Here is a 12495-nt window from a genome sequence, read left to right as displayed (position 1 = left end):
TAGTCCCCTCATATATCAAATCGAGCAACAATAGACATCCTACGACGATCAGGCGGGCATGAAACCATACTAACAAAATGTGGTGCCAATCTATGTTTCGTATCGAATACAATTAATTTAGCAAAACCAGGACTAACGATATCAATTATATTTTTTCTATCCAAATCAAGTATGAATGTAAGTCCGCCAAAATTAACATCCCACTCCTTTGTCAAGCTAATAATAATTCCAAATTCAAGTCCAGCATCGCAATGTGTTGTTAAAAAATCTCCGTTTGCGAATGCATTGATATAAAGAACAGGTATTGATTTAAATTTTATTTTTGTAATCGAATATAAAAAATCAGAAAAAAAAGTAGATAGTAAGAAATTTTTTACTGCTTTAGAAAACTGGTCATCACCCTCGCACACGATGCGCTTAAAGCTGTAACTAAATTCACTTTCATACATTTTTTGTAATGCTAGTTGATGCTCTTTACATACGATTTGATCACTGAGATCAATATCTTGTACTACCCCATTATGATTTATTACCTGCTTCCACGAGGCATTATTCAAAAGGTTAATTTTTCTCAATATTTCGTCTAACTGGACGCCAAACAGTTTTGAAATATCAATAACAACATATCCATTTTTTTTAAAAACATCATTAAAATTATGCATATTTATTCCGATATTAAAAAATCTTAATTTCTTTCGTATGAAAATTACTCATCGACATAAATACTCTTTTGCCAACCAAGTGAGGCGTATCGTGATTTGTTATATATTTAATAATTTGATCAACAACAATACCAGACATAACAGACAATGATGGCGAACTTTGCCATGCATTTACTTCCCTATTCCCATTCAGAAGTGAATTTTTCATTCTGGCTTTCTGAAATATTAATATCGAATCATTGTCAGAATAGACTCTATTTTTTTTCTTAAAATTTAAATCTGAATAAATATTAATTCCGTCTTTATTTTCATAAATTGGTCCGGCAGATATTTCTATAGGATCACCACCAAGCTCTATAATAGGTATTCGCAATTGAGAGCATTTCGCATGTACTATTTCTTCAATTGTTCCTTTTTTGTAATATCCAAGACTAGCCCATGCCAAGACAACAAAATCAACACCACTCAGATATTCTTCAATTCTATTTGGATCATCAATAACAAACTCAAAAAAAATCTCCACCTCAACATTAGGATTTATTCGTTTTATCGACTTTTCGGCCGCTTTAACTTTCTCGCAGCCGATATCATCTGACGTATAAAGCACCTGTCTATTTAAATTCGATAGTTCTATTATGTCCCCATCTACAATTTTTATTTTTCCTACGCCATTTAACGCTAAATTTAATGCACACCAAGTACCCCAACCACCCATACCAAGAATCAATATAGTTGATTTTTTTAATTTTTCTTGATATTCAATTGGACTAGATACATTTTTCTCTTTCACTAAAAATTGTAAAATTTGTCTGTTATATCGCTCAATCTCTTCCGACTTTAATATTTCTGAATGGTATTCATTTGCCTCAAGCAAACCAAATCCCTGTAATGACTTAATGAAACCAATAATATCTTCTGAAGGCACTTTGTAATTTTTTGCATTAATTTCCTTTATAATTCTTGGAACTGTATGTTTTCCATCTAATTTTTGCAATAATATTGGAACCCAAGGCAATGGATTTCTTATTACCTTTGCACTTTCAGGGAGTTCTCCAATACATATATCTCCATTTTCAGCTAAAATTACATGGTGAGATCTCTTAATCATTGGCTTTACAGGAATCATCTCTTACCTTTGATAATAAAATTTATATTTTACAAAAGAGCAATCAATTAATTTTTGAATGCTCTTTATTAATGCCATTACCTACTAAAGATTAAGACTCTAGTTCAACGATAACATCCTCGTTGTACATACTTATCTCTTCACTAATTACAGATATACGCTCTTCGATATTTTCAAATGTCATAATTTCCACCTTTAATTTAAATAAATTACTATAAGTTAAAATGTAGAATATTTTTCGCATAGCAAAATACCTACATACCTCTTTAATAAAAACTCACTTTGCTGAGGCGAATTCACAATAATATATTTTAAAAAAATTTAAAATACTTTTCCCAGAATAATACTTATTCCTGTCAAGCATTAATTATCACTAGCCACATCTGACGCCCCCCCCCCCCGAGCGCACCTCCCCATCGTCGCAATTCAAGCGTTTTATGTCATGGCAGCGCAACCCATCGCACTTTTTACAGTTCGCCTTGAGTAAAGTGACTAAGAACAGCTAAAATTGCGCCAAAAGAAAATTTTATTGCACAAAGTTCTAAGAAATTACATAATTTCATAGAACTTTATACTTTCCTTATTAGCCGGAGAACATCATGCAAGCCAAAAACACCATTGATACCGCGATTGCCAAACGGATGGTCGAAGCCTGCGCCATCAGCGCCGCCTCGATCATCGGTCAACCCGGGGGGTGGTCCGTGATGCTCACGGTCGGCGCGCAAGAAAAACCGCTGGGCGTACAGCGCAGCGACAAACCCCGGCTATGGAAATCGCTCGATCGCTGTGTTGAGTATCTGAAAACTGAATTGCATATCGCTCGTTTCAACATGCTCGACTCAACCGACTTCAGTTCGGCACCGATGAGCGGAAACAGCAAAAATAAGGCTGCCGAGCGGATGCGTAACGCACACGAAGCCGCCGCCTATGACAAATGGTTTCGGGCTGAGATTGAGGATGCGATTAAAGAGGCTGACGATCCGAATACGATATGGGTAACGGATGAAGAGGCGCAAGCGAGCTGGGAAAAACAACGTGCCGCACTGGTGAAACGGGCTAAAGGGAGCGCAGTTTGAGATTGGTTTGGCTGTCCAGAGCGATAGCGAACCGTGACGCGCAACTTGATCGCATAGCCCAAGATAATGTGACAGCAGCCATTGAGCAAGGTGACAGGATAGAGCAGCAAACAAGGCAGTTAATTACTCACCCGGAACTAGGTCGCATCGGCCGCAAGCATGGTACGCGTGAACTGGTTATTAACCGGACCGCGTTTATTGTGATCTACCGTGTCAGACCCAGGCAAATTGAGTTGATCCGTATTTTGCATGGGGCACAACAATGGCCCTGAACGTTCGCCAATGCTGCCATCATTTGGAGTACACGCGCATCACCATCAATTATTAAGACCATTTATAGCACCGCTATCCTCCACTAGACGAACAAAAGCCCCGATCAGATATACGTATCTCCCGAGGCTTTCCAACACCCAAAATTCCTGACTTCGAAAAACACCGCAGGCGTGGCAACCTGCGATTAATCTATATCTGATTAACTGATGTTTTGCACTCCCCTATCAAATGTTAGTCCTCATTTTGATCATGCTTTAGAGAGGAGACGGGCTTCGTCTGCGTAAGTTGAATAACTAACCTGATCACGCCAACGATATTGCTGCTCCCAGCCCAATAAGCGCTTGAGTTTTTCATTACTCAACAAAGTCTCAAACTCTCCCAACTGTTTTTTGACCGGCACTTTCGGATAGAAGCGCTCCAACAATTGTGCAGTAGGCAAGTCCGAAGAAACATCATCGGCAGCGACATTCATTACTTCAAAACCAAGTCCGTCTTTTTCAATCCCTAGCCGACATGCGGTTGCCAGATCGCGTCCATCGATATAACTCCAGGCAATGCGCTTACGCAGGCCGGGGTCTTTAAAGAAAGTCGGGAATTTTTGATAATCGACCGGATCGATCACATTGCCGATACGCAAACAATAGATATCGGCACCGGTGCGTGCATGGAATGCTTTGGCCGTGACTTCATTGATCACTTTTGACATCGCATAACTGTCCATCGGATCGACCGGATAGTCTTCATCGAGGGGGAAATACTCAGGGTCGCGATGCCGATGGGCAAACACCACGCCGTAGGTAGTTTCACTGGAGGCGACGATCACCTTTTTGATGCCCAGCTTGGCCGCAGCATCGAGCACGTTATAGGTGGACATGACGTTGATGCGAAAAACTTCATTGTCGGTGGTGATCAAAATACGCGGAATGGCCGCAAAATGCACAATCGCATCGATCGGCTTGGGTTCCAGATCTTCATCGAATTCTCTTGGGGTAGTGCTAGAGGCCAGCGCATTGAATACCTGCCCGGCATCGGTCAAATCGGTAATCAGAGTGCGTGCGGTGCCTTTGGCCATGGGCACGCGATCAAGATTAAGGACTTCATAGCCGTGCGACACCAAATCTTCTACTACCCACTTCCCTGCCAGGCCGCTTCCGCCGGTGACAATTACGCGTTTGCTCATTTGTCTCACTCCTTATTTTTACATCGTGGTTAATTCACATTACGAATATCTTATAGTGCGCCCGATAAAGTTTCTGTGATGAAAGTCATACTTTGCGACAGGTATAGGACACACTTTTTCTTTTGCAGTTTTTGCAACATGACAAAAAGCAAGCGGGTAGAATGCTTTTAGTGCGTTACCATCCAACATGATGCCGAAAAGCACCCTACAAGTAACTGACAGCACCCTATAAAAACAATCAAGAAAAATAATCAAGGAGACAGGTATGTGGTTTGTCGGCAAAAGCGAGCTACTGAGTTTGATCGAACGCCATTGTCTCGACGAGGTGATGCCAGCCTTCAGTGATCATCGCAACCTACGCAAAAACGCCACGGTGTATAGCCCGGAGCATCCCAGTGCTTATGTCTATCTGCTCAAAACCGGCAGCGTGCGTCTGTTCAGATTGACCGAAAACGGTCAGGAAATCACGCTCTCGTTTATTAAAGCAGGAATGATTTTCGGCGATGGCGATGTCCTTAACGAAGTCAATTATTCTCATCATGCGCAAACGCTGGGTCCCAGCATGATTTGCTACATCCGCAAATCGGATTTTAAAGACTTGCTCCAGCGCTACGAGGTACTGAACCAGTACATCATGAATAGCCACTATCAACGCTGGAAAGAAGCCCAACAGTTGATCGAAAATCTGTCCCTGCACGATGTCCGCAAGCGCCTCACCAATATCTTCATCATGTTCGCCAATCAGATTGGCAAACAATTTTCGTACGGCGATGAGGACGACGCCGTCCTCATCGATCTGTCGATTGCCCAAGACAAGCTCGCAGAGTTCATTGGCACCACGCGTGAGTCGGTGAACCGACATTTCAATGACCTCAAAGCCGAGGGTCTGGTGGATATGCATGAGCGCAAGATTGTCCTGACCGAAGCGTTCGTTACGCGCTTTTTTCCTGCCAAAAAATATGTATCCACGTTAAGCCATCCAGCGCGACATGAACGCCTGAGCGTGCCCTAAGTCTGACAGGCTGCTAGGCAAGTAACGCCAGCGCCTGCTTCACCGCCTCAACGCCGCTCTTCGGACTTGATAAAACAGGTACCCGCATGGTGCCAAGTGTGGGAATCAGGCGCGCCATCGAAACCTGCGCCAGCACCACGACATCCACCACTTCCATGAGCGTAATAATCGTCTGCCTGAGGATGGCGTCGTGGCGCTCGCCGTCGCCTGCCAGCAGCGCCTCAAACGCGCCATCGGCAATGGCTTCAGTGATCGTCACCGGACGACTATATTCGTCAGCTTTCTTTTGAATTAACCGCACAGTCGGCTCAAGTGTGGTCTTGACGGTGGCTACCACACCGATACGCGCACCGATCCGGCTGGCTTCTTGCGCCATCGCTTCATCGATTTTGATAATCGGGGTGCGGATCATGTCACACAGCAGATCGCTCGCCTCCCCTACCGAGGAGCAAGCATTGAGAATCATATCGGCCCCCATCGCCTGCGCATTTGCCATATAGCTATAGATACGGCTGGTGACTTCTGGCGTCAGATGTCCGGCGCTGCGGACATCATTGAGCAAGCTGTCATCGACGATATTGATGATGCGAGCATAGGGCAAGATAGCGTTGAACTGCTCTTTAATCGGCTGCACTGTAACCGGGCCGGTGTGGACGACAACGATAGTAGTCATTGGGCTAACTCCATAAAATGAGGGGTAGTGTTAAGCAGTTGCGGCAGCCATGACGCGCTCCTGCGTCGCTTCTGCGCGCATGAACTCACCATTAATGCGGCCTTCACGCACAATCAAAATACGATCGCTCACAGCCAATACTTCGAGCAAATCGGACGAAATGACGATAATAGCGATCCCTTGCGCTGCCAGTCGGGACAATAAAGCATGGACTTCGGCTTTGGCCCCGATATCGATACCACGAGTCGGCTCGTCCACAATCAAGATGGCAGGATGGCGCGCTACCCATTTGGCGATGACGATCTTTTGCTGATTACCGCCGCTCAGCAACACCACTTTTTGTTCAATCGACGGGGTTTTGATCCCCAGCGTACGGACGTATTGCTGACAAGCTTGATCTTCCCTGGCGCGCTGCAAAAACTGAAAAGGGGAATACGTCTTTAAATGCGTGAGGCTAAAATTTTCACGCACGCTCATCCCGAGCACCAGCCCCTGGACTTTGCGATCCTCGGTCACAAAGCCGATGCCGTGCGCAATCGCATCGTGCGGCTGCGTCATCTTGACCGGCTGACCATCGATCAAAATGTCCCCGGTATACGGGCGCATTCCAAAGATCATTTCCATGATCTCGGTACGGCCCGAACCAACCAGCCCGGCGATCCCGAGAATTTCACCGCGATGCAGCTTAAAGTTGATATCCCGAATACGCGCATGTGCCGCTTTTGGCACCCGTAAGGTCAGATCCCGCACCTCCAGCACCACCTGCTGCGTTGCGTGCGACACCGGCGCGGCATACAGATCGCTTAACTCCCGATCCACCATCATGCGCACCAATAATTCCCGCGTCATCTCGGCAATCGGCAACGCGCCTACCGTGGTGCCGTCGCGCAGAACCGTGACCCGGTCAGCCAGCTCAAAGACTTCCTCAAGCCGATGCGAAATATAAATGATGCCAATGTTCTTTTGACGCAAGCGCTTGATGAGTTCAAGCAATGTGCGGGTTTCGTGATGGCTGAGGGACGCCGTCGGCTCGTCCATGATGATCACTTTGGATTGATACGAAATCGCCTTGGCAATTTCAATCATTTGTTTTTGTCCCACGCTCAGGTCAGCCACCCGCGCCGTCGGTTCCATCTCCATATCCAGCAATTGCAAGACTTCACGCGCCGCATTATTCATACTTTTTCGGTCGAGCAGGCCGAAACGGCCCACCTGCTCTTTAGCCAAAAAGATGTTTTCGGCCACACTCAGGTTATCGACAACCGACAACTCCTGATAAATAATCCCGATCCCCAGTTCACGTGCATGGTTGCTGTTGCGTAGCACGGTCGGCAAGCCATTGATCAGAATACTGCCGCCTGCGTCATGCGCATAGACGCCGGTGAGTATCTTCATTAAGGTACTTTTACCGGCCCCATTCTCGCCTGCGAGCGCCAGCACTTCTCCCTCACTGATGTGCAGATTGACGTGATCAAGTGCCTTCACGCCGGGAAACGTCTTGGAGATATTGCGCATTTCCAGAAACGATTGCATGTGTATCCTTTTTGCTGAAAGCCGACTCACCCATCAATGCAAGCGAGTCGGTCCTGGATTACTTATTTGGCTTATTTGGTATAGCTGGCGATGCTGTCTTTGGTCACCACCGTGACGCCCGTATCCACATCCTTCGAGACCGGCTCAGTCCCCTGAATTTGCGCAAACAGATGATCGACTGCCATCCGGCCCATGCTCACCGGACGCTGCACCATGATTCCCTGAATCGAATCGTCGCGCACCCCTTTAAGGGTGTCAGGCAAATCATCAAAAGCGAGGACTTGCAGCTTGCCTTTCATGCTGCCAAATTCTTTCGTATTCATCACCTTCGAGACCGCAGGCCCACCGACCTGACTCACGCCAAAGACACCTTTTAATTGCGGATGCGCACGGAAAGTTGTCTCGACCACCGAGACGCCTTTGGCCAGATCATCTTCCGTACCCTGGGTTTCAACAATTTTGATGTCAGGGTATTTGGCCAACACTTTACGAATTCCGCTGATGCGTTCGTTCAGATTAACGGCTGCGAGTTGTCCGGTAATGATGGCAACTTCGCCCTTGCCGCCAAGCGCCTTAGCCATCGTTTCAGCCATCGTTCCACCGGCAGCTTCATTATTGGTACCGATATACATCGAGCGCACACTTTTGGGTGAATCTGAATCGAATGTCAGCACCTTGATACCGCTTTCCTTGGCTCGTTTAATCACGCTTTCGACCGATTTCGGCTCGTTGACTGAAATCGCAATGCCATCGACGTGTTTTGAAATCAAATCTTCGATAATTTTTACCTGTGTTGCGCCCTGCGTGTTTTGCGGCACCACCCACTGATAGTTGACACCAAGTTTGTCTGCAGCAGTTTTTGCGCCATTGTTGCAATCGTCAAAGAAAGGGACGGCAACTTTTGGCACCACCGCGATCATGATGTCTTTCGGTTCTTTTGCCTGGACGTTGGAAGCCAACACCAATGACAATGCCGTCAAACTACCCATGACCGTCAAGTTAAAGCGTTTAGTATTTTTCATGATGTTTTTTGTCTCCTGATGTTTGTTTTAATTAACTACTGCTATACAACTCAGCACGCCTTCGGCTTGCTGAGATCGTTCTTTTAGCGCCGCTTCACACGCATGCGCCAGATATCAATGCTCACAGCAATCAGGATCACCGCCCCGGTAATGACCTGCTGCGCATACGTATCGATATTCAGTAACACAACGCCGTTGGTGATGATGCCTGCTAGCGCGGCGCCAATGACTGCGCCGAAAACACTACCAGCGCCGCCGGACAGACTGGCACCGCCGATCGCCGCAGCGGCAATGACATCGAGTTCTGCACCAAATCCAGAGGCCGGCTCAGCCGAGATAAAGCGCGAAAAACTGATAATCCCGGCAATCGATGCGATCAAGCCTGACAACGCATACACAATAAATTTGACCCGAAAAGTACGCACGCCACTCAACAGTGCCGCCATTTCATTACCGCCGGTGGCATAGACATGACGCCCAAATCGCGTCTGGCGCATCAAGACCGAAAAGATGATCGCCATCAGCACCATGATCACCACCGGAAATGGCACGAAACCGATATAGCCCTGACCCAGAAAAGTAAAGCTTTCCGGCACATCAGGCGTCACAGGAACCCCTTTTGTGACGATATACATCAAGCCACGCCCGATGCTCATCGTGCCCAGCGTGGCAATAAACGGCGGCAACATAATGCGTGTAATCAAAAATCCGTTAAAGCATCCCATCGCCAGCCCGACCACCAATCCCGCCGTTACCGCTGAAGCAGCGCCCCAACCATGCTGAAAAGCCAGCGCCGTCACCAGCGATGACAATCCCATCACCGACCCGACCGACAAATCGATACCACCGGTAATGATCACCAGCACCATGCCGATAGACATGATTGCGATCAATGAAAACGAGCGGAAAACGCCCATCAAATTATTCGTCGTTAAAAAATAGGGAGAAAACAGGCTGATCGCCAAACCGACCAGGATCAGCACAGTAAGAATGTTTAATTCACGAATCCGAAGCCCTGCGCGAACGGCATTGGCTAAGTCAAAGGAGACTTTAGGTACTTCCTTGTCAGACAAAATCACGCTCAATGGATATCTCCCCATAATTATTTTTTTATGACTAACTTTGAATAATTATGCGGCGGCTCCAACTGTTAAATCTGTGATCTCCGTCATACAAAATGATTATTTTGATGCTGTTGTGCAGCATTAAATCTAGTCTAGCCGCGCCCGACAAACGGCATATTCGTCGCCATCACCGTCATAAACTGCACATTCGCATCCAACGGCAATCCGGCCATATACAACACCGCATTGCCCACATGCGCAACCGACATGGTCGGCTCAACCGCGACCGCTCCACTCGCCTGCAAAATCCCTTTTTCCATGCGCTCAGTCATATCGGTCGCCGCATTGCCGATATCAATCTGACCGCAGGCGATATTGTATTTGCGACCATCGAGCGAAGTGGCCTTAGTCAGTCCGGTCATGGCGTGTTTAGTCGCGGTATAGGCAACCGAATTCGGTCTGGGCGCATGCGCTGCAATCGAACCATTATTGATAATCCGCCCACCGCCCGGTTGCTGCGTCTTCATGATCCGAAAAGCCTCTTGCGTACATAAAAAAGCCCCGGTCAGATTAATATCAACCGAGGCCTTCCAATGCAAAAAATCGACGTCTTCAAGCGAAACAGAGGGCGTAAAAATACCCGCATTATTGACCAGTAAATCCAGTCGCCCAAAGTGTGCACGCACCTGTGCAAATAACGCTTTTACAGATTCCGGATCACTGACATCAGCCGCCACCGGCAGCGCACTTGCAACATATTCACCAGCGTCAACAATGGTCTGCTGTAATGCATCAAACCGTCTTCCCGCCAGCACGACTGCATAACCGTTGCGCAGGAGTGCCAGCGCAATCGTTTTGCCTATACCGGAACCAGCGCCGGTTACGAGGGCTACTTTTTGAGTATTTACGGGTGAGATTGAAGATTTGGTGAGTGTCATTGAGACGTTCCTTGATCGTTAGTGTCTTAGTTAATGGCTTATTTCGCCACACATTTTAACGATCTTCGCGTTATGACGCTTCGTCAGAATATACGTAGTTCCGAAAGTAAAACACCGACATCTCGTCTCAAAAAAACAAACGCTCAACATATCCAATCGATGCAAGTAAGATTCTCCGGCTGACATTTACAGCGCATGCAGGTGCCTATGTGACCGTGTTGTATGTCGATATGTTTTGTTCGGTCGTCACATAGATAACGCGGTTAGCGCTTCGTGGAGGCTAGCCGGGAGTGGCCCGGCGGCCAGTCACTTTTTTTGCTTCGCCAAAAAAAGTAACCAAAAAAAGGCGACCGCAGATGCCGCTGCCCCTTGTATCTTGGTTTTAAGAGATTTTTATCCATAATGATGGAAGGCTGTGGAGCTTGTGGGCGGAGGTGGGCGCGGTGGGCAACGCGCTGTATGTTGTCCACGGCAAGCCTGCCGGTGCGCGTAGCGCATCGTCCACAAATCCACAGCCTGGTGTTGGTTTTTGTTTTTTTGGCAAACCGCGTGCAGCCTGTTAGCCCCTTGGGTCTACAAGCCCGTCCCGAAGCAAATGGCGCACGCGTGATGCCGCTTATTTGAAGCCCGAACAGTTGTTTGAACTCACTTCGCATAAACAAGGAGGGGTAATGATGAGCCTGCCAAATTCGACTTCCACACCTATCACCGTTGGTATTGATGTGGCTAAAAACACGATAGAAGTTGCCATCGGTCTGGAGTTGCCGACCTTGAGTCTGCACAATGATGCCGATGGTTTTGATGCATTGTTGACGCAGTTGCGCACCATTGAAGTGGCGCTGATCGTCATGGAGGCAACTGGTGGTCTTGAGTCCGCCGTTGCCTGTGCTTTGCAAGCTGAAGGCTATGCAGTGGCGGTAATCAATCCCAGACAAGCGCGGGATTTTGCGCGTTCTGTCGGGCGACTGGCCAAGACCGATCGGATCGATGCGCGCATTCTGGCGCAGATGGCCGGGATGTTGAATCAGGACCCGCACCGCGACCGATTCATCAAGCCATTGCCGAACGTTGAGCAGCAGCACCTCGCCGCGATGGTGACGCGCCATCGTCAACTGATTGCGATGCTCGGTGCCGAACACAATCGTCTGTTGCAGTCCACTAATGCGCGCACCAAAAAAAGTCTCGACAGAATCATCAAGGCGCTGACAGCCGAGCTGGCGCGCATTGACGACGATATGGCGGATTACGTCAAATCGAATTTCGCCGATCTCTCGGACCTGCTCGACAGCGTCAAGGGAGTTGGCAAGACAACGATTTCGACGTTGATTGCAGAAGTCCCTGAGCTCGGCAAGTTGAATCGACGCGAGATTAGTGCGCTCATTGGTGTAGCCCCGATGAATCGTGACTCCGGCATGATGCGAGGAAGACGAACGATCTTCGGGGGCCGCGCTAGCGTGCGACATGTGCTGTACATGGCGGCTTTGACGGCGGCGTACCACAACCCGGTTATTAAAGTGTTTTATGCGCGGTTGGTCGCTGCCGGAAAACCTAAAAAGGTAGCGCTCGTGGCGTGCATGCGCAAGCTCCTGACGATCCTCAATGCCATGGTCAAATCGGGTAAGTCCTGGGATGCGACATTTCAACATATGGAGACCAAAATGGATTGACTTTCAAGACAGTTGCTTCGGGGCCCCAAATTTTTAGCCGCTAGTCGGGGCTGAGGACCAACTCGCTACGCTCAAACATGTCCTCATCCTGATCCGACTGGCGGCTAAAAATTTGGCAGCGTCATATGACGGGGTACGTCAACTGCAACTTCAAAAGCAACTGCAACTTCAAAAGCAACGGCAACTGTGGCTGCGCCTGCAAGGTCAACGGCCACTTCAAAAGCAACGGCAACTGTGGCTGCGCCTGCAAGGTCAACAACCACTTCAAA

At 47.7% G+C, this 12495-nt stretch carries 13 protein-coding genes; 5 read left to right on the top strand and 8 right to left on the bottom strand.

Going from position 1 to position 12495, the window contains the following annotated elements; all coding sequences use genetic code 11:
- Positions 1-8 precede the first annotated feature (8 nt).
- Positions 9-662, bottom strand: coding sequence for a 2OG-Fe(II) oxygenase family protein (locus ACVBEF_RS11870; RefSeq protein ID WP_447124153.1), 654 nt, complete (start codon positions 660-662; stop codon positions 9-11).
- A gap of 13 nt (positions 663-675) precedes the next feature.
- The gene (locus ACVBEF_RS11865) at positions 676-1788 is read right to left on the bottom strand and encodes a HesA/MoeB/ThiF family protein (RefSeq protein WP_447124152.1); all 1113 of its coding nucleotides are present in this window, start codon (positions 1786-1788) and stop codon (positions 676-678) included.
- A 599-nt stretch (positions 1789-2387) separates the two neighbouring features.
- Between ACVBEF_RS11865 and ACVBEF_RS11860 the strand changes: the two genes are divergently transcribed.
- Together ACVBEF_RS11860 and ACVBEF_RS11855 are read left to right on the top strand one after the other, a co-directional pair.
- Entirely contained in the window at positions 2388-2864 is a 477-nt protein-coding gene (locus ACVBEF_RS11860) for a hypothetical protein (RefSeq protein WP_447124151.1), read from the top strand.
- Entirely contained in the window at positions 2861-3136 is a 276-nt protein-coding gene (locus tag ACVBEF_RS11855) for a type II toxin-antitoxin system RelE/ParE family toxin (RefSeq protein ID WP_447124150.1), read from the top strand. Before ACVBEF_RS11860 ends, ACVBEF_RS11855 begins: the two co-directional genes overlap by 4 nt.
- Positions 3137-3384: 248 nt before the next feature.
- Here ACVBEF_RS11855 and ACVBEF_RS11850 read toward each other — a convergent pair whose 3' ends face one another.
- Entirely contained in the window at positions 3385-4317 is a 933-nt protein-coding gene (locus ACVBEF_RS11850; RefSeq protein ID WP_447124149.1) for an NAD-dependent epimerase/dehydratase family protein, read from the bottom strand.
- Positions 4318-4582: 265 nt separating this feature from the next.
- On the opposite strand from ACVBEF_RS11850, the gene ACVBEF_RS11845 reads away from it, so the two are divergent.
- On the top strand, positions 4583-5329 hold the full coding sequence (locus ACVBEF_RS11845) for a Crp/Fnr family transcriptional regulator (RefSeq protein ID WP_447124148.1): 747 nt from the start codon (positions 4583-4585) through the stop codon (positions 5327-5329).
- A 13-nt stretch (positions 5330-5342) separates the two neighbouring features.
- Here ACVBEF_RS11845 and ACVBEF_RS11840 read toward each other — a convergent pair whose 3' ends face one another.
- The 5 genes from ACVBEF_RS11840 to ACVBEF_RS11820 form a co-directional block, all read right to left on the bottom strand.
- A complete protein-coding gene (locus ACVBEF_RS11840) occupies positions 5343-6002 on the bottom strand; it encodes an aspartate/glutamate racemase family protein (RefSeq protein ID WP_447124147.1) in 660 nt (219 codons plus the stop codon).
- Between the two features lie 30 nt (positions 6003-6032).
- Entirely contained in the window at positions 6033-7535 is a 1503-nt protein-coding gene (locus tag ACVBEF_RS11835) for a sugar ABC transporter ATP-binding protein (RefSeq protein ID WP_447124146.1), read from the bottom strand.
- Between the two features lie 71 nt (positions 7536-7606).
- Entirely contained in the window at positions 7607-8557 is a 951-nt protein-coding gene (locus tag ACVBEF_RS11830) for a sugar-binding protein (RefSeq protein WP_447124145.1), read from the bottom strand.
- A gap of 83 nt (positions 8558-8640) precedes the next feature.
- Entirely contained in the window at positions 8641-9657 is a 1017-nt protein-coding gene (locus tag ACVBEF_RS11825; protein ID WP_447124144.1) for an ABC transporter permease, read from the bottom strand.
- Positions 9658-9773: 116 nt separating this feature from the next.
- Positions 9774-10559, bottom strand: a complete 786-nt coding sequence (locus ACVBEF_RS11820; protein WP_447124143.1) for an SDR family oxidoreductase — start codon at positions 10557-10559, stop codon at positions 9774-9776.
- Positions 10560-11018: 459 nt separating this feature from the next.
- Here ACVBEF_RS11820 and ACVBEF_RS11815 point away from each other — a divergent pair, with 459 nt between their 5' ends.
- Positions 11019-11183 (top strand): hypothetical protein, encoded by a 165-nt coding sequence (locus tag ACVBEF_RS11815; protein ID WP_447124142.1) that lies wholly within the window; start codon positions 11019-11021, stop codon positions 11181-11183.
- Positions 11184-11233: 50 nt separating this feature from the next.
- Complete coding sequence (locus tag ACVBEF_RS11810) at positions 11234-12226, top strand: IS110 family transposase (RefSeq protein WP_447124141.1); 993 nt, start codon at positions 11234-11236, stop codon at positions 12224-12226.
- Positions 12227-12495: the final 269 nt, after the last annotated feature.

The sequence above is a fragment of the Glaciimonas sp. GG7 genome (assembly GCF_052976905.1).
This window is presented reverse-complemented; position numbering and strand designations above follow the sequence as displayed.

What these genes read in the sequence shown, in the direction of transcription:
- ACVBEF_RS11870 (WP_447124153.1), bottom strand. Translation starts at nt 662, where the DNA reads ATGCATAATTTTAATGATGTTTTTAAAAAAAATGGATATGTTGTTATT.
- ACVBEF_RS11865 (WP_447124152.1), bottom strand. Translation starts at nt 1,788, where the DNA reads ATGATTCCTGTAAAGCCAATGATTAAGAGATCTCACCATGTAATTTTA.
- ACVBEF_RS11860 (WP_447124151.1), top strand. Translation starts at nt 2,388, where the DNA reads ATGCAAGCCAAAAACACCATTGATACCGCGATTGCCAAACGGATGGTC.
- ACVBEF_RS11850 (WP_447124149.1), bottom strand. Translation starts at nt 4,317, where the DNA reads ATGAGCAAACGCGTAATTGTCACCGGCGGAAGCGGCCTGGCAGGGAAG.
- ACVBEF_RS11845 (WP_447124148.1), top strand. Translation starts at nt 4,583, where the DNA reads ATGTGGTTTGTCGGCAAAAGCGAGCTACTGAGTTTGATCGAACGCCAT.
- ACVBEF_RS11840 (WP_447124147.1), bottom strand. Translation starts at nt 6,002, where the DNA reads ATGACTACTATCGTTGTCGTCCACACCGGCCCGGTTACAGTGCAGCCG.
- ACVBEF_RS11835 (WP_447124146.1), bottom strand. Translation starts at nt 7,535, where the DNA reads ATGCAATCGTTTCTGGAAATGCGCAATATCTCCAAGACGTTTCCCGGC.
- ACVBEF_RS11830 (WP_447124145.1), bottom strand. Translation starts at nt 8,557, where the DNA reads ATGAAAAATACTAAACGCTTTAACTTGACGGTCATGGGTAGTTTGACG.
- ACVBEF_RS11825 (WP_447124144.1), bottom strand. Translation starts at nt 9,657, where the DNA reads ATGGGGAGATATCCATTGAGCGTGATTTTGTCTGACAAGGAAGTACCT.
- ACVBEF_RS11820 (WP_447124143.1), bottom strand. Translation starts at nt 10,559, where the DNA reads ATGACACTCACCAAATCTTCAATCTCACCCGTAAATACTCAAAAAGTA.
- ACVBEF_RS11815 (WP_447124142.1), top strand. Translation starts at nt 11,019, where the DNA reads ATGTTGTCCACGGCAAGCCTGCCGGTGCGCGTAGCGCATCGTCCACAA.
- ACVBEF_RS11810 (WP_447124141.1), top strand. Translation starts at nt 11,234, where the DNA reads ATGAGCCTGCCAAATTCGACTTCCACACCTATCACCGTTGGTATTGAT.